This is a genomic window from Micrococcaceae bacterium Sec5.8, assembly GCA_039636775.1.
Classification (GTDB): Bacteria; Actinomycetota; Actinomycetes; order Actinomycetales; family Micrococcaceae; genus Arthrobacter.
In genome coordinates this window covers 1,488,968-1,515,506 of the sequence record CP143429.1, presented here as the reverse complement: position 1 = coordinate 1,515,506, position 26,539 = coordinate 1,488,968, and the positions used below count along the sequence as shown (strand labels likewise).

Sequence of the window (26,539 nt, the reverse complement as noted above, 5' to 3'; positions counted from 1 at the left end):
CATCTGCCCCGCCGTCCGGCAGCGTCAGTTACGCATGGCGCGCCGGGCGCTGTCGGTGCGCTGGGCCGCGTTGGCGATCCGGACGTCCGCCGCGAGGATGGCGAGCCCCTCCGGTCCGGCGAGGACGGGATTGAAGTCGACGAGGGCGATCTCCGGGTGGTTGTCCTTGAGCCGGGCCAGCCGCGCAGCGAGGTCTTCCAGGGCCCGCCCGTCCACGGCCGGAAGCCCCTGGTAGCCGAACAGTTTCCGCGAGGCGCGCGGTGCCCGGATGAAGTCGTGCAGGTCCGAGCCGGAGAGCGGAGGCACCCGGTGCGCCCAGTCCTCCAGCAGGTTCACGGCGTCGCCGGCCAGCCCGAAAGATACCACCGGGCCCAGCAGCGGGTCCTCGATGGCCCGGAAGGTGCACGCCTGCCCCACCGGGGCCATGGTCTGAACTTCCAGCGACGGCGAGCCGTAGCGCTCCAGAGACTTCCGCATCTCCTGCACGTTCCGCCGCAACGACTCTGCGTCCTGGATGTCCAGCCGGACCCCGCCCAGGTCCAGGCGATGCCGCAGCGCGGGGTCGGTGGTCTTCAGAGCCACCGGCCAACCCAGCCGGTCCGCTGCCGCGACGGCCTGTTCGGCGGTCTCGAAGCCGACGGACGGAACCACGTGGATGCCGTAACGGGCGAGCAGGCCGGCGGCCGTCCCGGGGTCCAGCCGAACCAGCTGCTCGCCGCCCACCGTGTCCAGCAGGCCTTCGAGCAGCTCGTGGGTGCCGTCGGCGTCACATCCCTCCGGTTCCACAAACAGTCCCTGGTCCCGGTCCAGCCACTGCGCGTAACGGACCACAGCACCCAGGGCTGCGACCGCGGCGCCGGGGTTGGAGTAGCAGGGAACAACCGTGGTTCCGGCGTCGTCACCGACCATGCCCTCCACGTAGATGGACGGGTCCAAAAGACCGCTGAATGCGGCGACCACGGGCTTACCGGCCGCAACGGAACATTCGGCCAGTACCCCGGCGATTTTCTCCACGGTGAGGCCGTGGGCCGGCAGCAGGGCAACCACGACGGCGTGGACGGAGTCGGCGGTGAGGACCTCTTGCAAACTGTGCCGCAGCGCTGGCAGCGCCACGGACATCCCGGCGTCGAGGTCTATGTCGGTGACAAGGCGCTCAACGCCAAGTCCCTGCGCCGCTGCGCTGTCCGCAACGACCTTGCCGAGCGCCCGCGAGTTGCTGAAGACCGCAATGCCGGGGCCCGTGGGCAGGGGCTGGCTTGAGACGATCTGGGCGATGTCCATGAGCTGTTCGATGGTTTCCACGCCGATGACGCCGGCCTGGCGCATCATCGCGTCGAGGGCTTCCGGGGGCGCCATGGTGGTGCGGACAGCGTGGCCGGGCGGCAGTCCGAGGCCCATGGCACCGGACTTGGCCACGATGACGGGTTTGGTCCGTGCCAGCCGCCGGGCCAGGCGGGAGAATTTACGCGGATTGCCGATCGACTCCAGGTAGAGCCCCACGGCGGTGGTATCGGCGTCGTCCTCCCAGAACTGCATCATGTCGTTGCCGGAGACATCGGCGCGGTTCCCGGCCGAGAGGAAGGTGGAGAGCCCGACGCGGCGGCGGCTGGAGGCGGCGTAGAGGGAGACTCCGATCGCCGCGGACTGGCTGAACAGGCCCAACCCGCCGCGGCGGGCCAGCGAGGGCGCCATCGAGGCGTTCAGGGACACGGCCGGGTCGGTATTGAGGATGCCCAGGGACGCGGGGCCGATCACGCGCATGCCGTTGGCACGGGCCTGCCGGACAAGCTCGCGCTGGCGGGCGAGGCCGCGTTCGCCGTCATCCGCGTACCCGGCGGTGGCCACCACGATGCCCTTGACACCGGCGGCGCCGCATTCCTCCACAACTTTGGGGACCTCGGCGTACGGGACGGCGATGATGGCGAGCTTGACGGGGCCCGGCACCTCGGACAGCCGGGCGAAGGAGAGCATACCGGCGAGCTCAAAGGCTTCAGGATTGATCGCATAAACCGGCCCGGTGAACCCGCCTTCAATGATGTGTTCCAACAGCTGGTAGCCCACGGTGCCCCATTTACGGCTGGCACCGATGACGGCTACGGAGGACGGGGCGAGCAGTTCCTGGATGCTGCGGGCCTCTGCACGGTGTTCCCGGGACTCCATCACGGCGCGGGATTTGTCCGTGGGGTCGATGTTGAATTCGAGGCTGACCACGCCGTCGTCGAAGTGGCGTTTGACGTCATACCCGGCGTCAGAGAAGACCATCAGCATTTTGCGGTTTTCCGGCAGGACCTCGGCACTGAACTTCCGGATTCCGTTTTCGCGGGCGGCGGCGGCGAGGTGTTCGAGCAGGATCGAGCCGATGCCGCGGCCCTGGTGCGCGTCTGAGATGTTGAACGCGACTTCGGCCTCCACGGGGTCGTCAAGCCGGTCGTAGCGACCGATCCCCATGATTTCCCCGCCGATGGTGATCACCAGCGCCACCCGGTCCTTGTAGTCCACCTCGGTGAACCGTTTGAGTTCCTTCGCGGAGAGTTTGGACTTGAACGCGAAGAACCTCATGTAGATGGATTTCTGCGACTGCCCGACGTGGAAGGCCTGGACCGCATCGGCGTCCGAGGGATGGATGGGACGCAAATGCGCGGTGCCGCCGTCGCGCAGCACAACATCGGCTTCCCAATATTCCGGATATACGCCGTCCACGGGCTGATCCACCATAGGCTTAGCCTAGTCATAAACTCACCCAGTTTTCGTTCTGCCCCCTCAGAAGGACCCACCAGCCTCATGGCCCGCCGCCAAACCCCGTCCCCGGCAGGGGAAGCCAGCCAGGATTTCGTAGAGAACATCGTCGACATCGACGTCACGTCGGAGATGGAAGGTTCGTTCCTCGAGTACGCCTATTCGGTGATCTACTCGCGCGCCCTGCCCGACGCCCGCGACGGCCTGAAACCGGTGCAGCGGCGCATCCTGTACATGATGAGCGAGATGGGCCTGCGGCCGGACCGCGGCCACGTCAAGAGCGCCCGGGTGGTGGGCGAGGTCATGGGCAAGCTCCACCCCCATGGTGACACCGCAATTTACGACGCGATGGTGCGCATGGCGCAGGACTTCTCGCTGCGGCTTCCGCTCATTGACGGCCACGGCAACTTCGGCTCGCTCGACGACGGCCCAGCGGCGCCGCGCTACACCGAGGCCCGCCTCGCTGCCGCCGCGCTGACGCTGACCGACCACCTTGACGAGGACGTCGTCGATTTCGTTCCCAACTACGACAACCAGCTGACCCAGCCTGACGTACTGCCGGCAGCCTTCCCGAACCTGCTGGTCAACGGCGCCACCGGCATCGCCGTCGGCATGGCCACGAACATGGCCCCGCACAACCTGGTGGAGGTCATCGCTGCCGCCCGGCACCTGATCGAGCACCCGGACGCCACGCTGGAAGACATCATGAAGTTCGTCCCCGGACCTGACTTGCCGACCGGCGGACGGATCGTCGGGTTGGACGGCATCCGCGACGCGTACGCCTCGGGACGCGGATCCTTCAAGACCCGCGCCAAAGTCGAAGTCGAGCAGCTTTCGGCCCGCCGCACCGGACTGGTGGTCACCGAACTGCCGTACATGGTGGGGCCGGAAAAGGTGATCGAGAAGATCAAAGACGCCGTCAACGGCAAGAAGCTGGCCGGTATCAGCGACATCGTGGACCTCACCGACCGCAAGCACGGCCTGCGCCTGGTCATCGAACTCAAGAACGGCTTCAACCCGAACGCCGTGCTCCAGCAGCTGTACCGCTACTCGCCGATGGAGGATTCCTTCGGCATCAACAACGTCACACTGGTCGACGGCCAGCCGCAGACCCTGGGGCTGCTGCAGCTGCTCTCCGTTTATGTGGAGCACCGCATCACTGTGGTGCGCCGCCGCACCGCCTTCCGCCTGGGCAAGAAGAAGGACCGCTTGCACCTGGTGGAGGGCATGCTCATCGCGATCGTGGACATCGACGAGGTCATTCAGATCATCCGGTCCTCGGACGAGGCCGCCGCGGCCAGGACCCGGCTGATGTCCATCTACGACCTCTCCGAGATCCAGGCCAACTACATCCTGGAACTCCGGCTCCGGCAGCTGACCAAGTACTCCCGGATCGAACTTGAGAAGGAGCAGGACGAGCTGCGCCGGGAGATCGCCGAGCTTGAGGCCATCCTCGGTTCGGGCGAACGGCTCCGCGCCCTGGTGTCCGCCGAACTGGCCGAGATCGCCGAGAAGTACGGCACACCGCGCCGGACCGTGCTGCTGGAGTCAGAGGCTGTTTCGCCTACCGTCGCCGCAGCCCTGGCCGCCGCGCCGGGCGCCAAGGGCAAGGCTGCGCCCCTGGCACTGGAAATTGCGGACGACCCCTGCTGGGCGATCCTGACCGTTTCGGGTCAGATCGCCCGCACCGCCAACCAGGACAGCCTCGCCGAGTCCGGCCCGCGGACCCGGCACGATGTCTTCACGTCGGTACTGAAAACCTCAGCGCGCGGCGAGATCGCCGCTGTCACGTCGCAGGGCCGGATGCTCCGGCTGCAGGTGATGGACATGCCCGTGCTTCCGCCAACCTCGGGCACCCCGAACATGGCGGGAGGCGTGCCCGCCAAGGACTTCATCACCCTCCTCAAAGGCGAATCCCTCGTGGCGTTCGCCCCGCTGGATGAGGTGCTGGCGATCGGCACGGCGCAGGGCGTGGTCAAGCGCGTGCAGCCGGATTACCCGCTGAACCGCGAGGATTGGGACGTCATCGCGCTCAAGGACAGGGATGCCGTGGTCGGTGTGGCCCCGGCGGGTTCCGACGACGTCGATCTCGTCTTCGTGACGCAGCAGGCCCAGTTGCTGCGCTTCAGTTCCTCCGCCGTCCGGCCGCAGGGCCGGACCGCCGGCGGCATGGCCGGGATCAAAGTCGCCGCCGGGGACCGGGTGCTGTTCTTCGGCACCGCCAGCCCGGCCGATGACGCGGCCGTCGTCGTCACCATCGCCGGCACCGAGGGGGCGCTACCGGGCACCGCTCCGGGAGCCGCCAAGGTCACCGCCCTCGCCGAATACCCGGCGAAGGGCCGCGCTACGGCCGGAGTCAGGGCACACCGCTTCCTCAAGGGCGAAGACACCCTGCTGCTGGCGTGGTCCGGCCACGGCCCCGCGAAGGCATCCTCCCAGGCCGGGGTGGCCCGCTCCCTCCCCGGGGAACACGGCCGCCGCGACGGCTCCGGTATTCCGCTCTCCCAGGCCATCGACGCGATCGGCCCGAGCATGTCCTGGGTGCCTGCGCCGGCGCCGGACGCCTAGGCTCCCTTGACCCGGGTGGCCGGGCGCGGTGGTCGTCCACAGAAGAGGTTGCCGGGCCGTCCCGTCGCCCACCGATTCACCATAAGTGGCCGTTGCCGCTTCCCAATTTGCCACGAATGACTGTGACCGCCCGCCGATTCACCACAACAGGCCGTTAAGGAGCCTGGCTATGCGGCCATTTGTGATGAATCGCAGGCGGTGAACAGCCGGCAGAGACGCCCCGGCGCGTCGGAACCGGGCTGGACAACGGTGTCTATGCCACGGGGCACCTGTGACTTCGACTTCGAGGTCTGCAGCCCTGCCGGCAGGGCTGCAGAAGTAGGCCACTGTCCGCGGCTACCGTCGCCGGAGACATTCGTTAGTACGGCCTAAAATGCGAGCTCTGCTGACCAGCGTCTTTGATATGGGCTGTTGAGCAAACGGACCTGAATTGAGGTCCTGACCAGTTGCGTACCCTGCCCTTGAGGGCAGCGGAACGCAATGGCCCTTAGACTGCTCCCATGCCTATCATTCCCGATGTCAAGGATTGGACCTGGGTCCTGCAGCGGCCCTGCCCGGAGTGCGGTTTTGATGCGTCAGCGGCGACCCCCGCAACAGTGCCCGGGATCGTGGCGAGCATGCTCCCCCGCTGGCGGGTCGCTCTGCGGCGCCCGGAGGCGGCGGCCCGCCCTGATCCGGACACGTGGTCGGCACTCGAGTACGCCTGCCACGTCCGGGACGTCTTCAGCCTGTTCGACCACCGGCTGAACCTGATGCTGACCGAGGAGGATGCCCGGTTCCTGGACTGGGACCAGGACGCGACCGCCGTCGAGCAGGACTACGCCAACGCCGATCCCGCCGAGGTCAGCGCGGGACTCACCGCGGAGGGCGAGCAGATCGCCGCGTCCTTCAGCCGGGTTCCGGAGGATCAGTGGGGCCGGACAGGGACCCGCAGCAACGGCTCGGAATTCACCGTCCTGACGTTCTCGCAGTACTTCCTGCACGACGTCGTCCATCACCTCCACGATGTGGATGGCTAGCGTGGGGGCGCGTGGCTAGACTTCCTTGTCCCAGGCCATGCTGCTGTTGACTGCGGCATAGCCCATTGTGGCGTAGAGAGCCAGGGCTCCGGTGGGGTTCTCGGAGTCGACGTCGAGCGAGGCCGTCTCCATACCCGCCGCGGCGAAGCGGTGCATCGCATCAGCCAACAGGGCCCGGGCCACGCCGCGGCCGCGGAACTCCCGCCGCACACCCAGAAGGTCGGTATAGCCCTCCGTGAAGCCCCGCGAGGCGGCGGTGACCGGGTCGTGGCTGGCGAGCTGGTACCCGGCCACCTTGCCGGTAGCCCGCTCCAGGACCACCGCACTCAGGTCAGGCCGGGCCAGAGGATCGTTGACAACAAGACCCCAGCCCTCCTCATCCCGGGGCTCGCTGCCCCAGTGGTCCTGGAAGGCGTCGTTGTGCGCCAGCCGTACAGGCCCGCGCAGCTCGGGGCCGAAGCCCACAAGTTCAAACCTTTCGTCCAGCACCACCTCCGGGAGTCCACCCTGAAGCGGCCGGTGCATCTCGTGGTAATACCGGACGATCCGGTATCCGGCGCTTCCGAACAGAGCGGCCTGGTGGGTGTGCTGCTGTTCCGAGTGGAGCCGCAGCCTGGGCGTGGTTCCTGCCCTCCCGTCCTCGGCAAACCGCAGCCGGGCCCTGCCCTCCATCCAGCCCAGCAGCCCGTGGCCGATCCCTTTCCGCTGCCATCCGGGATCAACGCAGCCGTACCCCACCGCTTTGTCCCCCTCCGGGTTCTTCGTGATCCGGGCGTAGGCCCGGGCCACGCCCTCGACGTCGGTGCCGAGGACAGTGTTCGTGGCGGCCGGGTTCTTCTGCGATCCAAGAACCTGTTCCAGATCGGCGCGGCGCTCGAACCAGACGGGCCGTTCGACGGCGGCGGTGCGGGCGATGAGCGCCGCCCACCCTTCAAGATCCGCAGCCGCGGCAGCACGCCACGAAAGGCGGGGGTCCAGGCTGGTGTGGGGCTCGGCGCGTCCGTTCATGGCAACAGGCTAGCTTCCAGCCCAGCCCTGTGCCAGCAGGGCTGGCCGCTTGGGCCCCGGCGCCGGGGTGGAACATGCCGCCGCCAGATCCAGGTCCAGCCGGTCGTCCTCCGCTGCAATGTCCTGCGGGTTGTGCGTTACGAGGACCACTGTCCGGTCGCGCAGCCCGTGCCGGAGCTCGGCCAGCATCGCCGCGCCGGACTCCGCATCCAAATGGGCCGTGGGTTCATCGAGCAGAATCACGTCGGCTCCGGTCAGGAGGGTGCGGGCCACGGCGAGACGCTGCCGCTCACCGCCGCTGAGGAAGGCCCCGCCGGGTCCAATCCGGGTGTCCAGGCCGTGTTCCAGCCGGCCAATCAGCGGTCCGAGGCCCACCGCGGCCAGGGCGTCCGCCAGCCTGGCGTCCGATGATTCGCCGCGCTGGTCGTCCGGAAGCCCCAGCAGCAGGTTGCCGCGGATGGTCGAGTCAAAGAGGTGCGCCTCCTGTGGGCACCAGGCGGCCCGCCCGGTGAGCCCGATGTGGCCGCTGGCCGCCGGGAGGAATCCGAGGACGACGGCGAGCAGGGTGGACTTTCCGGAACCTGAGGTCCCGGTAACGGCGAGCCAGCGCCCGGGTTCGGCGGTGGCGGTCACACCGGCGAAGACCTCGGGGCCGCCGGGCCAGGCGGCCGCGAGGTTCCGAAGGTCGATCCCGGGCTTACCCCCGGCCCGGGCGGCCACGGGGACCAGGCCGCCGGAGCCACCCGCTGCGCCGGCGTCGAGGACGCCGGCTTCGCCGATACGATCCAGGACCGCCCGCAGCGCCGGGTACTGGCGGACCGCCGTCGTGATGGCCGCGTAGGGCTCGACGAGCGCGAGCTGGAGCAGCACAACAACCGCGACCGTTGAGGCCTCGGCCGCTCCGCTGATGACCAGCGGGGCGGCCAGCACGGCGCTGGCCAGGGCAGCGGTCCCGCAGGCCAGTACCGTCAGCCCCTGGCCGAGACCCTCGGCCCAGGCGGAGCGCCGGGAAGCGGCCGTCGCGGCGCGGTCGGCGCGGGTGATGGCGGCGAGTACGGGTGCGGCGACGTGGTTGGCGTGGAGTTCGGCGCGGGCGTCGAGGGCGGCTGCCACCTGGCGGAGGACACCGGAGCGCAGCCGCTGTTCGGTGCCGGCGGACATCCGGTCCGCCGCGAGTGCCAGCGCCGGGGCGGCCGCCAGGCTCAGCAGGGCGGCAGCAACCACGGCGGGGAGTGCTGCCGGCAACAGGAAGGCGATCCCGGTGACGGCGCTGCCTGCGACGGCCACGGCGGTCAGCGGCGGCAGAACCACGCGGGGCAGCAGTTCACGGACGGTGTCGACGTCATCCACCACGGTGCCCAGGACGTTTCCGCCCTGCAGCAGCCGGCGCAGGGACAGGGCCCGCCGGCTCAGCGATTCCCAGAGCCGGCCGCGGAGCCGGGTCAGGGCAGCGAACACGGCGTCGTGCAGCAGCAGCCGTTCCAGGTAGCGCAGCGCGGCCCGGCCGATGCCGAAGAAGCGCACGCCCACGATCGCAGTGAGCAGGTAGAGGATGGGCGGCTGCTCGCTGGCACGGATGATCAGCCAGCCGGAGAGCCCTGAGAGGGCGACGGCGAAAAGGGCCGCCAGGGTGCCGACAACTCCGGCGGCGGCGAACTTCGGCCCGACCGGTGCGAGCAGCCGGCGGAACCGGGCCGCCGTTGACCCGCGCGCGTTGCGTCCTCCGGTCCGGGCCTGCGGCTCACGGGGATCCCCGCTGCCGGCCGGCGGGAATCCGGCCGGCTCGACGGCGGCCGGCCCGCCGTCAGAGAGCCGGGGTTCGGAGAGCCGGGGTTCAGTCAGCACGCGTTCGGACAGCAGGCGTTCGGACAGCAGGCGTTCGGACAGCAGGCGTTCGGACAGCCCTGCTTCGGCGGCGGACACCTCAAAGGTGGAGGCGTGGAGGCCGGATGCTGCGACGGCGGATGATTCGAGGCCGGATGCTGCGACGGCGGACGCCGGCGCGGCCCCGGGTGCCACTGCCACGAGCGCATCGGCGAGTTCCCGGGTCAGCCGGTCGTGGGCGACCAGCAGGACGGTGACCTTTCCGCGGAGTGCGGTGATGGCGCTGGTGACGGCATTGGCGGATTCCCGGTCGAGGTGGGCGGTGGGTTCGTCGAGCAGCAGCACCCGGGCTCCCGCTTCGATCCGTGCCAGCCCGCGGGCCAGGGCGACGCGACGCAGCTCCCCCGGGCTGAGTTCGGCGGGATGTTTCGCCGCGAGATGATCCGCGGCGCAGGCGGCCAGGCAGCGCAGCGCCGTCGCCCCGGCCGCGGCCTGGCCCGGCGCGTCGGTACGGCCGCGCGCTGCGGATCCCAGATACAGCAGGACTTCGTCCACCACGGTGGGCGCGACCATCACGGGATGCTGCGGCACCCAGGCGAGGTCCGCCGTCGTAAATCCTGCGAGCTGTCCGGTGACGGTGGTTTCCTGGTCCGTGCCGCCGCCGGTCCCGATGGTGCCGGCCAGGACCCCGAGGACCGTGCTCTTGCCGGCGCCGCTGGGGCCGTCGAGGGCGGTGATCCGGCCCGGGGCCGCGGTGAAGCTCAGCGGCCCGACGGCGGCTTCGGTCCTGCCGCCGTAGCGGACGGTCAGTCCGGCCACGCTCAACGCGGGCGGACGGCCGGTTCCGGGGTCCGCCCCGGCGGCGGTTGCAGCGGGACCGGCGGGCCGCAACGGGATGGGCTCGTGCGCCTGGAGGACGGCGGTGGTCTCGGCGAGCGCGGCACGGCCGTCGTCGCTGGCGTGGTGCGCGGTGCCGAGTTCGCGCAGCGGCAGATAACAGTCGGGGGCCAGGATCAGGGCCAATAGTCCTGCCTCCAGCGCCATGTCGCCGTGGACGAGCCGGACGCCGATGAACACCGCGACGACGGCCACGGAGATGGTAGCGATCAGTTCCAGGGCGAGTGCGGAGAGGAACGCTGTCCGCAGTGTCCCCATGGTCCGGCGGCGATATTCCTCGGAGAGGTCCTCAAGGGCCTTGCGCTGGGCGCTGGCACGGCCCAGCCCCACGAGGACGGGCAGGCCTTTGGCGAGTTCGAGCATGTGTCCCGAGAGCCGGGCCAGGGCCGACTGGGCTTCCCGGACCCGGTCATCGGTGTAACGGCCGATCAGGATCATGAAGATCGGCACCAGCGGCACGGTCAGGACGATGACGACGGCGCTGATCCAGTCCGCGGACAGAATGCGCGCGCCCAGGAGCAACGGAATGGCTGCGCAGTTCACCAGGGCCGGCAGGAACTGGGTGTAGTAATTGTCCAAGGCATCCAGGCCACGGGTTGCCAGGATGGCGAGGCCGCCGTCGGCGGGTCCGGCGGAGCGGGTGCCGTTGCGCAGTGCCCGCTCGAGCAGCTGCGAGCGCAGTTCCTCTTTCACGCCCAGCGCGGCCCGGCGGGACGCGACTGCCTGCGCCCAGACTGTCAGCGCGCGCAGCGCCACTCCGGCGACGCCCCAGTACAGTTGCGCATCCCATGCCGGGATGCCGCCCATGAGTCCGGCCAGCATGGACGCGACGGCCTGCCCGATCAGCACGAGGGACAGGGCCTTGAGGGCAGCGAGCAAGCCCAGCAGGTAGAGGGCCGCGCGGTTGGCGGGGCCGGCAGGAAACTGCGGTCTCATCAGGTGTTAGTCCTTGGGCGCCAGGGCTTTGGCGGCGATGGCGGGCAGGAAGCTGTGGGCCTCCGGGATGTGCGCGTCGCTGACCCGGCGCCGGAACACCCAGTACGTCCACGCCTGGTAGACGAGCACCAGCGGCAGCCCGATGCAGGCGACGATGCTCATCAGACCGAGGGTGTAGTCCGAGGATGAGGCGTTGGAAATCGTGAGGTTAAAATCAGGGTTCAGCGTGGACGGGAGCACCACGGGGAACGCCGCGCCGAAAATTGAAGCGCTGCCCAGAAGCAGGAAGGCACCCAGGGACAGGAACGCACGGCCTTCGGCCCCCTTCCGGGCGAAGTTCCACGCCAGGACAGCTGCCGCCACGGCGGCGACGACGGCCAGCACCGTCCACAGCGCACCGCTGAGCACCTGCAGGCTCACGGCCCAGCCGGCGATCGGCAGCAGCAGCACCGGCAACAGCCGGACGAACCACCGGCGTGCGCGGTGCCGGACGTCGCCGTCGGTCTTCAGCGCAAGGAACGCGAGGCCATGGAGCAGGGAGAACCCCACGACGGCCAGGCCGCCCAGGACAGCGTAAGCGCTGAACCAAGCGAACGGGCCGCCCTCCCGGTCACCGTTGGCGTTGACCGGCAGCCCCGTGGTGGTCAGCGCGAGGGCGGCTCCAACGCCGAAGGCCGCCACGAAGGAGCCCAGCGAGATCGCCCAGTCCCAGCGCGCACGCCACACGGGATCATCCACCTTGCCGCGGTACTCAAAAGCCACGGCGCGGAAGATCAAGGCCACGAGGACCAGCAGCAGCGGCAGGTAGAGGGCGGAAAACAGGGATGCGTACCAGAGCGGGAAGGCCGCGAAGGTGGCGCCCCCCGCGGTCAGGAGCCACACCTCGTTGCCGTCCCAGACCGGGCCGACGGTGTTGAGCAGTACCCGGCGTTCGGTGTTGTTCCGGGCGAAGCCCTTCATCAGCATTCCGACGCCGAGGTCGAAGCCTTCGAGAAATAGATAGCCCGTCCACAGCACCGCGATGGCGATGAACCAGATGGTGGGAAGCAGTTCCATGCTGAGTATCCTCTGCGTTTTTGGGGCTCGGGCTTAGTAGGCGAAGGCCAGGACGTCCTGGGAGTCCCCGGGTTTGCCGGGACCACCGTCCTTGGGGGTGGCGTCCTCGTTCTCGTCGACGGCGGTGTGGACCAGCTCCGGCATGGCCCCGGCCACCCCGCCGCGGATGTACTTGACCAGGAGCTTGACCTCGACCACCAGCAGCACCGCGTAGACGGCGGTGAGCACCACCAGGGAGGTCAGGAGCTCACCGGCCGAGACGCCCGGCGAGACCGCCGCGGCGGTGAACATAAAGACCTGGTCGATCCCGCTGAGATCGGGGTTGGGAGCGACGACGAACGGTTGTCGGCCCATTTCGGTGAAGATCCAGCCGGCGGCATTCGCGCCAAACGGTGCCAGGATGCCGAAGACGGCGAGGCGCATGAGGCCACGGGATGCGGGGACGGTCCCCTTGCGGGTGACCCACAGGGCGGCCAGAGCGGCCATTGCCGCTACTGCACCGAACCCGATCATCATCCGGAAGCCCCAGTAGGTGACTTCCATGACTGGAACGTACTGAATTTCCCGCCCGGCGCGGTCCCCGTAGATCGGGTTGTCCGGCAGGTGGGTGCCGTAGTCGGCCTTGTACTGGTCCAGCAGGCTGTTGACGCCCTTGACCTCGGTGGTGAAGTCCCCCTTGGCCAGGAAGGACAGGATGCCGGGGACCTCAATGACGGCAACAACGTCGTCGCAGTTCTTGGAGCCGACGTTGCCCACGCTCAGGATGGAGAACCCGGTGCCGTCGTGGCATGCCGCCTCCGCGGCGGCCATCTTCATGGGCTGTTGTTCGAACATGAGTTTGCCTTGCAGGTCCCCGGTGATGGCGGTACCGGCGAAGGAGATCATGGCAACGACAGCACCGATCCGCAGGGAACGGATCCACACGGCGTGGTCGGTGCGGTCACGGCCGGGAACCGTTGACTCACCGGGAACCACGCTGCCGTCCGGCCCGATGGTGTCGATCCCGTCATGGCGGCGGCGCCACAGGTGGTACCAGGCAATGCCCAGCAGGAATGCGCCGGCGACGGCGAGGGCGCCGAAGAGGGTGTGCGGGACGGCCACGAGGGCGGTGTTGTTGGTGAAAACGGCCCAGGCATCGGTCATGACCGGGCGGCCGTTGATCATCTCAACACCCACCGGGTGCTGCATCCAACTGTTCGCCACGATGATGAAATAGGCAGAGAAGACGGATCCGATCACGGCGATCCACAGGCAAGCCAGATGGACGGCCGGCTTGAGCTGCTTCCAGCCGAAAATCCACAGGCCGAGGAAAGTCGACTCCACAAAAAATGCCAGCAACGCTTCCATGGCCAGCGGGGCGCCGAACACGTCGCCCACGAAGCGGCTGTACTCGCTCCAGGCCATACCGAACTGGAACTCCTGGACGATGCCGGTGGCAACGCCCATGATGAAGTTGATCAGGAAGAGCTTGCCCCAGAATTTGGTCATCCGAAGGTACTCCGGCTTTCCGGTGCGGTGCCACATTGTCTGGATCACGGCCACCACAAGGCCCAGTCCGATCGTGAGCGGCACCATCATGAAGTGGTAGACCGTGGTGATGCCGAATTGCCAGCGTGCGATTTCCAAGGCGTCCAAGGCAGTCCCTAACGTTGCTGGGCGGGCAATTTCTACGTCCCGTAGAAAGCTTCTTCTACAGAGTGTAGAACATTTTGACGACCCCTTGCGCCGGATTGCGGCCGCGCCTTCTGCCGTGCTGAAGGCAGAAGGCAGAAGACACCCTATGATCAATCGCCGGGGCTGCAAACGGCACGCAGCCGGCAGGTCATTGCTTGGGCAACGTCCCGATCCTGGTGCCACCGTTCTGGTAGACAACGAGCGCAGACCCCTCCACCTTGGCGGTGTCGGCCAGCAACAGCCACGGGTCCACGCCGCTGCAGGCCATGGAAGTAGACGCGACGGGGCCGAAGGTAAAGACATCCTCCGCCATGGAACCCTTGCCGGACAGGCGGTTGCAGCCGTCGGTTCCCTGGAAGGAGCCGTCACTGGCGATTGTGAGGTTGGGCTGGCCGGTGGCGGTTTGCCCCCACGCTCCGGTGAATGAAGCCGGCGCCGGGCCCGAACACCCGATGAGAACTGCCGCCGATAGGCCCGCAGCCAGCGTCGCAACGAGCAGAAATCCACGCCGAGGCAAGCGTCCCATGCCGACATGGTAGCCCCGCGGGAAGGCGGGACGGAAGCGTCACCGGGCGACGGCACCACGACGGTCCGGCTACTTCTACCTCATGTAGAAACTATCGGCAAAACGCGGTAAATTTAGGAGAGAAGTATTCATAGACCGCGCAGCAGAGTTGATCGGCCGCAGCGGCACACACGAAGGAAGTACGCGATGGCGAGTCTCGGTGAACTGGAACGGGCAGTGATGGACCTGCTCTGGGCGGGCCATGAGGCTGCAACAGCAAACACCCTCCGCGACCTGCTCGCGCAGAGTACCCGCGCCGAGAACGGCACCGCCGGCTACGAGGGCAAGGATCTGGCAGTCACCACCGTGCTGACCGTGCTCTCCCGTTTGGAGCGCAAGGGCCTCGTGGAGCGGGAACGCGGTACCCGCCCGCACCGCTACCAGGCAGTGTCCAGCCGGGAGGACCACACTGCTGAGCTGATGCATGAGGTTCTGGGCTCTGCGCCGGACCGTGAGGCAGTTCTGGCCCGTTTCATTGGTTCCGTCACCGATACCGAGGCAGAAACGCTGCGCAAGCTGCTGCGACTCAGCTAACGCCCCATGTTCTGGACCTCATGGTTTTTGGCGGTCCTGGCGGTAGCGCTTGCCTGGCCTGTACCTGTTCTGTTGTCGCGGGCCCAGTGGCCCTCCCGCTCTCCGTTCACAGCCATGGTGCTGTGGCAAACGATCGCCCTCGCCGGCGGGCTGTCCATGATCGGCGCCATGCTGGTCTACGGACTGGAGCCGCTCGGGGACAACCTTCTGGCGGGGTTGAAAGCGCTGGCCGCAATGGTCCTGCACAATGCGCCCACCACCGCGCTGGGTTTCTGGCATATCTTTGCCCTCTCAGCCGCGGCCCTCTTGTCGGCCCACCTGGTTTTTACCCTGCTTTTGACCTACTACAAGATTCAGCGCCAGCGGCGGCGGCACCGCGAACTGTTGGCCCTGCTGGCGTCCCCCTCCGCTGATGGCCCGCGGACCATGGTGATCAACGTCGATTCCCCCGTCGCGTATTGCCTGCCGGGAGGTGCCCGCTCGGTCACCGTGCTCTCCGACGGGCTCATGGCCGCGCTGGAACCCGCCGAGCTCCGCGCGGTCTTGAACCATGAGAACGCCCACCTGGACCAGCGCCATCACCTGCTGCTCTGGGCTTTCGCGGCGTGGCGGCAGGCGCTTCCGTGGCTGCCCACCACCCGGCTGGCGCAGGAGGCGGTCAGCTCGCTGATTGAGATGCTGGCCGACGACGTCGCGCTGAAGACCGAGAGCAGGGCCACCCTGATCAAAGCGATCGCGATTGTTGCCAGCGGCTCCTCCGGCGCCCGGGGTACCAGGATGGCCTTCGGAGAACCGGAATTTTCCGACGTCGGGCCCGGCCAGCCCGGGGCCACCGGAGGCGCCGGCTCAGCGCGGACCACGGCGTCCCGGGTCAGCCGCCTGATCTCTCCCCCGTGTCCGCTGCCGGAACCCGTGCGGGCAGCGGTGTTGGCGGCATGCCTGCTGTTGCTCTCGGTCCCGACCGCCTTGCTGATCGTCCCCGGCCTGCTGGGCTGAGCCCCGCGCGTGGTTCCGCCGCGGCCGCACTCATTCGTCTCCGTCAGGCGTCGATGCGTTCCCGGTCCAGGCTCGCCGCGCCGGCGATAATAAAGTCCTTGCGCGGTGCGACGTCGGATCCCATCAGCAGGTCGAAGGTTTCCTCGGCCTGTTTGGCGTTTTCAATGCCGACCTTGCGCAGGGTGCGGTGCCGCGGGTCCATGGTGGTCTCGGCCAGTTGCTCGGCGTCCATTTCGCCAAGGCCTTTGTACCGCTGGATCGGTTCCTTGTACCGCTTGCCGTCCTTGGCGAGGCGGTTCAGCAGGGTGTGCAGTTCCGCTTCGGAATACGTGTAGATCATCTCGTTGGCCTTCTGCCCGGCATTGATGACCTCCACGCGGTGCAGTGGCGGAACGGCGGCGAAGACGCGTCCCTGCTCGATCATGGGCCGCATGTACCGGAAGAACAGGGTCAGCAGGAGCGTGCGGATGTGGGCGCCGTCGACGTCGGCGTCGGTCATCAGGATGACTTTGCCGTACCGGGCGGCGCCGATGTCGAAGCTGCGGCCGGAGCCCGCGCCCACCACCTGGATGAGGGCCGCACATTCGGCGTTGGAGAGCATGTCGCCCACCGAGGCCTTCTGCACGTTGAGGATCTTCCCGCGGATGGGCAGCAGTGCCTGGAAGTCCGAGGAACGGGCCAATTTGGCGGTTCCCAGCGCCGAGTCACCCTCGACGATGAACAGTTCGGAGCGGGCGACGTCGTCCGTGCGGCAGTCGGCGAGCTTGGTGGGCATCGAGGACGTCTCCAGGGCGTTCTTGCGCCGTTGGGTTTCCTTATGGACGCGCGCGGAGATGCGCGACTTCATTTCGCTGACGATTTTTTCCAACAGCAGCGCGGATTGGGCTTTGTCGTTGCGGTTCGCTGAGGTCAGCTTGGCGTTGATCTCGCGCTCCACCACCTTGACGACGATGGCCCGCACGGCGGAGGTGCCCAGGATTTCCTTCGTTTGGCCTTCGAACTGCGGCTCGGCGAGGCGGACCGTCAGGACGGCGGTGAGTCCGGCGAAGATGTCGTCCTTTTCGATCTTGTCATTGCCGGCTTTGAGCTTCCGGGCGTTGGTCTCCACAGCCTTGCGGAAGGTTTTCAGCAGCGCCTGCTCGAAGCCGGTCTGGTGCGTGCCGCCTTTGGGGGTGGAAATGATGTTCACGAAGGTGCGCACGGTGCTGTCGTAGCCGATGCCCCAGCGGAGGGCGACGTCCACCTCGCAGTCCCGTTCGACCTCGGTGAGCTGGCTGTGGCCCTGGCCGTCAATGACCGGAACGGTTTCTTTGAACTTCCCGGCGCCGTGGAGCCGCCAAATGTCCGTGACGGCAGGGTCGGCGGCGAGGTAGTCAACGAACTCGGAGATGCCGCCGTCGTGATGGAACACTTCCTCGTGCGGGCCGGATTCGCCGGGGGTGCCGGGGAGCTTGCGCTCATCCCGGACGGTGAGCTTCAGGCCCGGGACCAGGAAGGAGGTCTGGCGGGCGCGGGCGGCCAGCTCATCGTAGGAGAATTTTGCGTCGGGAGTGAAGATCTGCCGGTCCGCCCAGTAACGGATCCGTGTGCCCGTGACGCCGCGTTTGGCTTTGCCGATGACGTCCAGAACGGAACCGTCAACGAACGGGCCGAAGACTGAAGCGGGATCGGGCCGGGTGCCGGTGTCCTTGAAGCGGCCGGGCTCGCCGCGGCGGAATGACATTTTGTAGGTTTTGCCGCCGCGGTCCACTTCCACGTCCAGCCGGGCGGACAGGGCATTGACCACGGACGCGCCGACGCCGTGAAGGCCGCCGGACGCGGTGTAGGAGCCGCCGCCGAACTTGCCGCCGGCGTGGAGCTTGGTGAAGACGACTTCGACGCCGCTCAGTCCCGTTTTCGGTTCGATGTCCACCGGGACGCCGCGCCCGTCGTCGTGGATCTCCACCGAATTGTCCGCGTGCAGGATGATCTTGATGTCGTGGCCAAAGCCGGCGAGGGCCTCGTCGACGGAGTTGTCGATTATTTCCCACAGGCAGTGCATGAGACCACGGGAGTCCGTGGAACCGATGTACATGCCCGGGCGCTTTCGGACGGCTTCGAGGCCTTCCAGCACGGAGAGATGCCGGGCTGTGTAATCAGAACTTGGTGCCACGGGGCGAAAACTCCTTCAGGAACGGAACCGTCCTGTCGGACGGGGACTGCTTGTTGACGCTGTTCCCAGCCTAGTCGGAGTGCCCGAATCCGCACTGCTGCCACCCCCGCACGGCCGGGAGCCTCTGGCGACGTTACCGAGACGTGATACGCGGACAGCGAAAGTAGGCCATCCGAGCCATGGTTTCGCTGCGAATGCTGGTTATATAGGTATATCGATCTACCAAGGAGGCCGAACATGACAACAGCAGTTGCGGACCGCACACTCAGCACCGTCGACCGGTGCGATCGTTGCGGAGCACAGGCGTATGTCCGGGTTGTTCTCGGCGCCTCCGGGGGTGAGCTTCTCTTCTGCGGCCACCACGCCCGCGCCGTGGAACCGACGCTACGGCCGCTCAGCTCAGACTGGCACGACGAGACGGGCCGGCTTCACGAGAAGCCGACGGTCCCGGTCGACTAGACCATATAAGGAAAGCCCCTCCGGAGATCCGGAGGGGCTTTTCCGCTTTAACGAACATCTTCCGCTGTAGCGGACATCGTGGATGCCCGCCGTTGGCGCACTACGCTGGACCTGGACAAAGTCTGGTCTCCACGTTGGTGATCAACGCGGGGCCCCATCCGGCCCATTCACCTCGGGGAATGGGCGGGACAGGACCCGCGTTGGCCGTTTTTCCTAGTCCAGGTAATCCCGGAGTACCTGGGACCGCGACGGGTGCCGCAGCTTGGACATGGTTTTGGATTCGATTTGGCGGATCCGCTCACGAGTGACCCCGTAAACCTTGCCGATTTCGTCTAACGTCTTCGGCTGTCCGTCGGTCAACCCGAAACGCATCGCGACCACGCCGGCCTCGCGCTCGGAAAGGGTGTCCAGCACCGAGTGCAGCTGTTCCTGCAGCAGGGTGAAGCTCACTGCATCCGCCGGAACCACGGCCTCGGAGTCCTCGATGAGGTCACCGAACTCCGAATCGCCGTCTTCGCCCAGCGGGGTGTGCAGTGAAATTGGTTCGCGGCCGTACTTCTGGACCTCGACGACCTTTTCCGGTGTCATGTCCAGTTCGAGGGCCAGCTCCTCCGGGGTGGGTTCGCGGCCGAGGTCCTGCAGCATCTGGCGCTGCACGCGTGCCAGCTTGTTGATGACTTCGACCATGTGCACCGGGATGCGGATGGTGCGGGCCTGGTCGGCCATGGCACGGGTGATGGCCTGGCGGATCCACCAGGTGGCGTAGGTGGAGAACTTGAAGCCCTTGGTGTAGTCAAACTTCTCCACCGCGCGGATCAAGCCCAGGTTGCCTTCCTGGATCAGGTCCAGGAAGAGCATGCCGCGGCCGGTGTAGCGCTTGGCCAGGGAGACCACGAGGCGGAGGTTGGCCTCCAGCAGGTGGTTCTTGGCGCGCTTGCCATCGTGGATGACGAATTCGAGCTCGCGCTTGAGCTTCGGATCCATGGTTCCGTCGTCGGCGTTGATCTTTTCCTCGGCGAAGAGGCCTGCTTCGATGCGCAGGGCGAGGTCAACTTCCTGCTCAGCGTTCAGCAGGGCGACCTTGCCGATCTGCTTCAGGTAGTCCTTGACAGGGTCGGCGGTGGCGCCCGCCGACATGACCTGCTGCACGGGCGCGTCGTCGTCGTCGGCATCGGAGTAGACGAAGCCGGAGCCGGTAGCAGCTGCTGCCTTGGCCGGGATCTCCTCGCCGTCCTCACCGAGCTCGACTGCTCCGACGACGACGTCGTCGAGGTCTACCTCGGCTTCTTCGTCGTCATCACCGTTGGCGGCTTTGCCGGCGGCCTGCGCCGCGGCTTTAGCGCCGGGCTTGGGCCCGCGCTTCTTTGGCTCAGGCTTGGCGACTGCCGACGCGGTGCTGTCACCATCGGCCGAGGCGGCGTCTTTGACAGCCTTGTTGGCGGCTCGCGTGGCGGCGCGCTTGGCGCTCGTCGCCGCCTTCTTCTCCTCTGGGGACAATACGGCCTGGTCGGCGGGTTCCTTCTTCGCGGAAGACGGGGTCACAGAAAACCTTTCTAGCGGCGGTCTGTGGAATCACCATACGGGCAACACCACTATGACCCTGTCAAGTCCGTGTTTCACATCAGGTGCAATCACGACCAGCAGAGCCACTAAGTAGAACTCCTGGGGCGACCGAAATGTTCCCTGTTTCCAAGGTTCACTGCGAGCACTCAATACACGGACCCAACCGGGTCTCGGGAATCATTGTCTCACGATTTTTGAAATCGTCACCGCCCCGTGGCGGGGCGTGCCGTCCCCGTCCCGGGCGGCCGCTGCCGCCGCCGCCGCTGCTATAGACGCCGCCTGCGCCGCGGCACAGCGACCGCCTGCCGTTGCTGCTTGCCGTTCCCGCCCCCTGCCGTGCCTGTCTGCCGTTGCTGCTTGCCGTTCCCGCTGCTTGCCGTTCCCGCCTGCCGTTGCTGCTTGCCGTTCCCGCCTGCCGTTGCTGCCGTTCTTGGCTGCCGTGCCTGCCTGCCGTTGCTGCTTGCCGTTCCCGCCCCCTGCCGTTGCTGCCTGCCGTTCCTGCCTGCCGTTCTTGGCTGCCGTGCCTGCCTGCCGTTCCTGCCTGCCGTTCTTGGCTGCCGTGCCTGCCGTTCCTCATGCCGGTACTGCCCTCTGGCCCTGTCCTTGATCGTCCCCCGGCCCTGTCCCGGCTCCTGCCACCGGTTCCCGTCCGCTGGTCGAGCGCCTGCATGTCCTTTCCCGCGCGGCGCCGATCAAATCCGCGGCCAGGTATTCCCGTCCGTACGCTCCTGCCGTCAGGCTACGTCCGGGTCAAACCGCTGCCAGGCCGTCTCGCTCCGGCGCGCCCAGCCGCAGAGATTCCCGCGCCGGACGAGTTCCTCCAGGAGCTCCGCAAGCCGGTAGCCGGGACATTCCGCCTCCGCCTGCCTGAACAGTTCGTGTGCAAACGATCCTTTGCCCCGGCACCATTCAATCCAGCCCCGCCCGGTCAGTGCTGCTGCTCCTGCCTCGCCGCCGGACTCGCCCAGCTGCACCAGCACCCGTTCCAGGCCCGCCAGACGGCTCCAGTCCGGCACTGGTGGCGCCAGGCCCAGTAAGACCTCGCCGTAGCCGGCCACATCCTGCGGTTTCAGGCCGGACCGGTTCATGCCGCGGGCGTCTTTGCCTTTCCCGCCACCGGCCCTGGCCCCGCCCCCTGCACCCCTGCTTCCTCCGCGTGGCGTTCCGCCGCTTGCTTTTGCGCCGCTGCCACGGTTGCCCTCCCTGCCTCCGCTCCGCCCCGGAGGCGGGAACCCTTCCAGCGGCGGGAGTGCCGCAGGTGGGCGGTCGGCCGGCGGGAAACCGCGGCGCGGACCATCACTTCCGCGCCCCTGGTCTGCGCCGGAGAGCACCCCGAAGTCCTCTGCGCCGCGCTCTGCCGATTCCCGTCCTGCCGCGGTCATCACCAGGACCGCGTCGCGCCAGGGCAGAACGCACAGGGAGGCCCTGAGGTAGCCGGTGAGCGCCGGAGTCAGCACCGGGCCAGGTGCCGGAGCCTGCAGCACCCGTGACCACACGTCCAACACCTGGTGGAACTGCCCCCTGTCCCTCGTGCGGACGGAGAACTGCGCCGCCCAATTTCCCTGAGCGTCGGTCACCGCCGGATCTGGCGTTGACCGCGGAACGATCCGGGCGGCGCCGGGGGCAGCCCCGACAGTGCTCCCGCGAAAGACCATTTCGGCGTTGAGCCGGCTGTTCCTGATTTCTTCCACCGGCCGCCCGGGCGGGGCGCAGCACAACGGGTCAAGGCAATAGGCATTGCGCCAGTAGTCGGCGCCGATCAGCCAGGCGTCACGCACCGGCATTCCCGCGTCGGCGAGCGCGCTCTCAAGCTCGGCCAGGAACGGCGCCCAGCGCGCCGGGTCCCCGTCGGTCTCCGTAAAAAAGGCGAGCAGGGAGCCGTCCGCTTTGTCGTCGGCTTCGAGATAAGACGCCACGGAACGGGCATAGCCTGCGGGTACGGCAGCACCGGACCCGCAGGGGCCGCCGGTGCTGCCGGGAAGGTCCACGCGGAGGGTTGCTCCGAGCCGTTTTCCTTGCATGGTCATGGCCACGAGGCTGCGGGCGGGCCAATAGCCCAGGGAATGCGGAATGAACCCCAGGATGTCCTCCGGGCCGGTGATTTTCAGGTGATCGGGAGCTGTCATGAAGCCAGCGTCCCGCGCCGCGCCGGCCCGCGTCAGTGCCAGGCTGTCCTATGTGGATAACCCGGCCAGAGACTCCCGGACGGCCGCTTGCTGGCGGAGCGAGCAACTGGCTCCAAGGGCAATGGCCCCGAAGCCGGCCGGCCCTCAGGGCGTGCGGCGCCGCTGCGCGCTGAGCCGGCGTTGGCTGGCGAGCGCGGCCAGCAGCGGCGGAACCACCACGCCCTGGGCCGCCATCTGCTTCCGCACCTTCCGGCGGATGATGACAATGGCTGCTGCCCCGCAAGCCAGCAGCAGGAACTGCACACTCAACGCGATCCGGAACGGGTCAAGCCCATAGAGCTCGCCGCGGGAGAATCCGGTGGCGTAGAGGACGTCGAGGACCAGGCCGATCAGGTAGATGGCGATGAGGGAGGCGATGAACCCTCCCACGTTGACGATGCCGGTGGCCGTGCCGATCCGGTGCGCCGGGTTGAACGTGCGGGCGAAATCAAAGCCGATCATGGAGCCGGGTCCGCCGACGGCCAGCACCACCACGAGCCCGGCCAGCAGCCACAGCGGGGTCCGTCCGGGGATGAGCAGCACGGCCGCCCAGGCGGCCGCGGTGACGCCTGCTATCAGCAGCACCATGGTGGACCGGCGCAGCGGGTGCCGTGCCACGAATCTGCCCATCAAGGGCCCCGCGGCGATGGCCGTCGCCACGTACAGCGTCATCAACGCCGAAACGGTGGTCGTGTCCAGGCCCTGCGCGGAGATCAGGAACGGATAACCCCATGTCATCGCAAACACGGTGCCGCTGAACTGGACAGTGAAGTGGCTCCAGAGCCCCAGCCGGGTGCCGGGCTGCCGCCAGGCCTGGGCGAGCGAGACGCCGGTGGCGCGCAGCCCCTGGGCGGGTTCCGGTGCGGGGTGCCCGGGCGGAAGGTCCCGAAGCAGGACCAGGACGAGCACGACGGCGAGGGCCGACATGGCTGCCAGCGTCAGGAACGCAGGGGTCCAGCCGGCGAGGTGCAGGATCATGGCAAACGGCACCACGCTGAAGAGCTGGCCTAGCTGGCCGGACATGCCGGTCAGCTGGGTCAGCAGCGGAACGCGCCGGGGGGCGAACCACAGGGGTATCAGCCGGATCACCGAAATGAAGGTCATCGCGTCCCCCGCACCCACCAGCACCCGGCCCAGTACACCGCCGGTGATGGTGTCAGCGAAAGCCAGTTGGAGCTGTCCCAGCCCCATCAGCAGGGCGCCTCCTGCGATCATGGCCCGGGAACCGAAGCGGTCCACGAGGATGCCAACCGGTATCTGCAGAGCGGCGTAGACGAGAAGCTGCAGGACCGTGAAGAAAGAGATTTCGGCAGCACTGGCCTGGAACCGTTCCGTGGCCTCCAGACCCACCACGCCAAAGGACGTGCGCTGGCTGACCGCCACGAGGTACGCGAAGACCCCGACCGTCCAAATCAGCCAGGCTCGGGGTGAAGTCACCCCTCTATTATGCCCAAGTCCCGACTAAATAGTATTTATTCGCCGGGTTCTTTACTGGCCAAATAGGCCTCGACGGCGGCCCCGAGGGCATCGGCGTTTGGCAGCTGGTCGTTTTCGTCGGCGAGCAGAGACCGGCGGACAGTGCCCTCGGCGCTTTCGTCGTAGCGGGTTTCCAGCCGCGAGACCACCTGCTGGACATCCTCCGATGCATCGATCTGCTCGGCAATCTGGCGCATGACGTCCCTGCTGGCTTCCCGAAGCCGGTCGGTGGGCAGCATCAGGGAGGTGGCTGCGCCCAGGTACTCAAGTCCGGCGACCGCGGCCGTGGGGTACTCGGCCTCGGCAAGATAGTGCGGCACGTGCATGACATAGCCGGCGACGTTGCGCCCGGCCTCCGCGAGCCGAAGCTCAAGCACGTGGCCCACGGCGGCGGGCACCTCGACGGTCGGTTTCCACACCGAGATGCCCTCGATGAGGTCCGGGCGGTTGCCATGGACCGTCACGCCGACCGGACGGGTATGCGGAACGGGCATGGGGATGGAATGGATCCAGGTGACGAGGTTGACGTCGAGGTCCTCAACGATTCCTACGACGGCGCGCGCGAACCTCTCCCATTGCAGGTCCGGTTCGAATCCTGCAAGGAGCAGGAACGGGCTGCCCAACCCGTCGACCAGGCGGTACAGTGCCAGACGCGGCGCCTGGTAGTCCTGCAAGTGGTCCTCGACAAAGCTGATTTGCGGGCGGCGGGACCGGTAATCGATGAGCTGGTCGGCGTCGAATTCGGCCACCATCTCCGCATCCGCGGTGTCCAGCAGTTCGGTGGTGATTTGCCGGACCACGTGTCCTGCATCGGCGAATCCGGTGAAACCCATGACGAGGTTCAGCCCGAGCAGGTCGGTGCCCTGGAACAGCGCGTCATCACGCTGGTAGAGCGATTCGGGGTCCAGCAGGGAGCCGGAAATCCGTTTAAGCACGGCATGTTCCTTTCGTCGTCGTCAGTGGGAGCAGCCGGACGGGGCCCGCAGGGCGGCGGCGCTGATATGGGGTACAACACGCGGGAGTTCGGCGGCATTCCTCATCGGGATGTGCTCCAGCTCTCACCTGATTGAACACCCGCGCCGGGGACGGACTACGATCGGAGCTGGCCGTACAACGGCCTGAAGACTCCTGGGCTCCATCTGGAAAGACAGCGGCCCAGGCTCCAAGGCAGGACGGAAAAACATGCAGTTCCTGCCCTTATCTCTGAGAGAATTGAGGACTGTCCTCGTGGTCAAGAATACGGAAGTCAAACTTAGCGCAGTCGCAGGGGACCTGAAAAAGTACCCCAGCGACGCCCTTGTCATCGGCGTCGGCCAGGGTACGGACGGTCCCGTCCTCCTCAGCAACCCCCTGACTGCCAAGGCCGCCGAAGCCCTCGCGGAGTCACTGAGTGTTCTTGGCATCACCGGCGCAGCAGACCAGGCCCACCGCCTCCCGGGCCTCGGCGAGGCCGGGGCGAAGGTTCTGGTGCTTGCCGGCGTCGGCAAAGTCACCGCGGCGCAGCCACTTACCGAGGAGGCGCTGCGCCGCGCAGCAGGATCGGCTGTCCGCCAGCTGGCGGGCGTCGGCACTGTGGCCCTGGCCTTCCCGACGTCGTCACTGGGCGACGTCGCCGCCATCGCCGAGGGTGCGGCGATGGGCGCCTACTCCTTCACCGAATACCGCTCGTCCAGGGACGGCCTGAAAGATCCGGTCAACAACGTCCTGATCGTGACCGACTTTGCCGGCGACGCAGGGCTGAAGCCGGTGTTGAACCGCGCCGCCTTGATCGGCAGGGCCGTCAACGCGACCCGCTCACTGGTCAACCAGCCGCCGAGCCACCTGTACCCCGAGTCCTTCGCAGACGCGGCCAAGGAACTGTCCAAGGGCTTGCCGGTCAAGGTGACTGTGTGGGACGAGAAGCGCCTGGAGAAGGAAGGCTTCGGCGGGATCCTCGGCGTCGGCAAGGGCTCCACCCGGCAGCCGCGCCTGGTCAAGGTCGAATACTCCCCCGCCCGGGCAGCCGCCAAGGTCGCCCTCGTGGGCAAAGGCATCACCTTCGATACCGGCGGGATCTCACTCAAGCCGCACCTGGGCATGGGCGACATGAAATCCGACATGGCCGGCGCAGCCGTCGTGCTGAACACTGTCCTGGCGATTGCGGGCCTGGGCCTGCCGGTCAAGGCGACCGCCTGGCTCTGCATCGCGGAAAACATGCCTTCCGGCGCCGCCCAGCGGCCCGCCGACGTGCTCACCATATTCGGCGGCAAGACCGTTGAGGTCCTGAACACCGACGCCGAGGGCAGGCTGGTCATGGCCGACGGCATTGTGGCCGCCAGCCAGGAGTTCCCCGACGCCATCATCGACGTCGCCACCTTGACCGGGGCGCAGCTGATCGCCCTTGGCAACCGGACCGCCGGTGTCATGGGTTCCGAAGCCGTTACTGGTGCGCTCAAGGTTGCCGCTGACCGGGCCGGCGAGCTGGTCTGGCCGATGCCGCTGCCGGAGGAACTGCGTCCCAGCCTCGACTCGCAGGTCGCGGACATCGCCAATATCGGCGAACGCCACGGCGGCATGATGACCGCTGCCGTCTTCCTGCGCGAATTCGTCGGTAAGAACAAGGACGGCGAACAGATCCCCTGGGCGCACATCGACATTGCCGGGCCGTCCTTCAACAACGGCAGCCCGTACGGGTACAACCACAAGCAAGGAACCGGCTCCACGGTGCGAACCCTCGTGGCGTACGTCGAGGACATCCTGGCCAAAACGCCCTAGCAGCGCCCCCGTCCAGGTGTCCGCGCACCCTGGTGGCCGGGGCCCCGCTGGCCCGGTCACCAGGGTGCGTGAGACTGGACACAAGCTCTCCACAAACGCCACGGCAAGGTGGAGCATGTATTAGTGGTTCGCTAAGGTGAACAACGGTAGTTCCAAA

Annotated in this window: 17 protein-coding genes; 6 read left to right on the top strand and 11 right to left on the bottom strand. The window is 67.4% G+C overall.

All coding sequences use genetic code 11. The features are described from left to right. Window positions 1–24 precede the first annotated feature (24 nt). Window positions 25–2,715, bottom strand: a complete 2,691-nt coding sequence (locus VUN84_06890; protein XAS65373.1) for a GNAT family N-acetyltransferase — start codon at window positions 2,713–2,715, stop codon at window positions 25–27. A gap of 66 nt (window positions 2,716–2,781) precedes the next feature. Here VUN84_06890 and VUN84_06885 point away from each other — a divergent pair, with 66 nt between their 5' ends. Together VUN84_06885 and VUN84_06880 are read left to right on the top strand one after the other, a co-directional pair. Then, a complete protein-coding gene (locus VUN84_06885) occupies window positions 2,782–5,304 on the top strand; it encodes a DNA topoisomerase IV subunit A (protein XAS65372.1) in 2,523 nt (840 codons plus the stop codon). 500 nt (window positions 5,305–5,804) lie between these two features. Further along, a complete protein-coding gene (locus VUN84_06880; GenBank protein ID XAS65371.1) occupies window positions 5,805–6,323 on the top strand; it encodes a DinB family protein in 519 nt (172 codons plus the stop codon). 15 nt (window positions 6,324–6,338) lie between these two features. On the opposite strand, the gene VUN84_06875 is transcribed toward VUN84_06880, so the two are convergent. From VUN84_06875 to VUN84_06855, 5 genes are all read right to left on the bottom strand, one after another. After that, entirely contained in the window at window positions 6,339–7,331 is a 993-nt protein-coding gene (locus VUN84_06875) for a GNAT family N-acetyltransferase (protein XAS65370.1), read from the bottom strand. Window positions 7,332–7,340: 9 nt separating this feature from the next. Further along, window positions 7,341–10,988 carry a thiol reductant ABC exporter subunit CydD gene (gene cydD / locus VUN84_06870; protein ID XAS65369.1) on the bottom strand — a complete coding sequence of 1,216 codons (3,648 nt, stop codon included), beginning with the start codon at window positions 10,986–10,988 and terminating at the stop codon, window positions 7,341–7,343. Window positions 10,989–10,994: 6 nt separating this feature from the next. After that, the gene (gene cydB / locus VUN84_06865; GenBank protein XAS65368.1) at window positions 10,995–12,044 is read right to left on the bottom strand and encodes a cytochrome d ubiquinol oxidase subunit II; all 1,050 of its coding nucleotides are present in this window, start codon (window positions 12,042–12,044) and stop codon (window positions 10,995–10,997) included. Between the two features lie 33 nt (window positions 12,045–12,077). Continuing rightward, window positions 12,078–13,679: a cytochrome ubiquinol oxidase subunit I gene (locus VUN84_06860; protein XAS65367.1), complete on the bottom strand. Its 1,602-nt coding sequence runs from the start codon at window positions 13,677–13,679 to the stop codon at window positions 12,078–12,080. Window positions 13,680–13,866: 187 nt separating this feature from the next. Next, entirely contained in the window at window positions 13,867–14,244 is a 378-nt protein-coding gene (locus tag VUN84_06855; GenBank protein ID XAS65366.1) for an META domain-containing protein, read from the bottom strand. A gap of 186 nt (window positions 14,245–14,430) precedes the next feature. Here VUN84_06855 and VUN84_06850 point away from each other — a divergent pair, with 186 nt between their 5' ends. After that, entirely contained in the window at window positions 14,431–14,817 is a 387-nt protein-coding gene (locus VUN84_06850) for a BlaI/MecI/CopY family transcriptional regulator (protein ID XAS65365.1), read from the top strand. Window positions 14,818–14,823: 6 nt separating this feature from the next. Beyond that, on the top strand, window positions 14,824–15,813 hold the full coding sequence (locus VUN84_06845; GenBank protein ID XAS65364.1) for a M56 family metallopeptidase: 990 nt from the start codon (window positions 14,824–14,826) through the stop codon (window positions 15,811–15,813). Window positions 15,814–15,856: 43 nt separating this feature from the next. On the opposite strand, the gene VUN84_06840 is transcribed toward VUN84_06845, so the two are convergent. Continuing rightward, entirely contained in the window at window positions 15,857–17,965 is a 2,109-nt protein-coding gene (locus tag VUN84_06840) for a DNA topoisomerase IV subunit B (GenBank protein ID XAS65363.1), read from the bottom strand. Between the two features lie 237 nt (window positions 17,966–18,202). On the opposite strand from VUN84_06840, the gene VUN84_06835 reads away from it, so the two are divergent. Next, complete coding sequence (locus VUN84_06835; protein XAS65362.1) at window positions 18,203–18,424, top strand: hypothetical protein; 222 nt, start codon at window positions 18,203–18,205, stop codon at window positions 18,422–18,424. A gap of 213 nt (window positions 18,425–18,637) precedes the next feature. Here the strand turns inward: VUN84_06835 and VUN84_06830 are convergent, their stop codons facing one another. From VUN84_06830 to VUN84_06815, 4 genes are all read right to left on the bottom strand, one after another. Further along, complete coding sequence (locus tag VUN84_06830) at window positions 18,638–19,966, bottom strand: RNA polymerase sigma factor (GenBank protein ID XAS65361.1); 1,329 nt, start codon at window positions 19,964–19,966, stop codon at window positions 18,638–18,640. A gap of 755 nt (window positions 19,967–20,721) precedes the next feature. Further along, window positions 20,722–22,113: a DUF4192 family protein gene (locus tag VUN84_06825; GenBank protein ID XAS65360.1), complete on the bottom strand. Its 1,392-nt coding sequence runs from the start codon at window positions 22,111–22,113 to the stop codon at window positions 20,722–20,724. 144 nt (window positions 22,114–22,257) lie between these two features. Beyond that, window positions 22,258–23,589, bottom strand: a complete 1,332-nt coding sequence (locus VUN84_06820) for an MFS transporter (protein XAS65359.1) — start codon at window positions 23,587–23,589, stop codon at window positions 22,258–22,260. 35 nt (window positions 23,590–23,624) lie between these two features. Next, window positions 23,625–24,563: a PAC2 family protein gene (locus VUN84_06815; GenBank protein ID XAS65358.1), complete on the bottom strand. Its 939-nt coding sequence runs from the start codon at window positions 24,561–24,563 to the stop codon at window positions 23,625–23,627. A 292-nt stretch (window positions 24,564–24,855) separates the two neighbouring features. On the opposite strand from VUN84_06815, the gene VUN84_06810 reads away from it, so the two are divergent. Continuing rightward, on the top strand, window positions 24,856–26,382 hold the full coding sequence (locus VUN84_06810) for a leucyl aminopeptidase (GenBank protein XAS65357.1): 1,527 nt from the start codon (window positions 24,856–24,858) through the stop codon (window positions 26,380–26,382). Window positions 26,383–26,539: the final 157 nt, after the last annotated feature.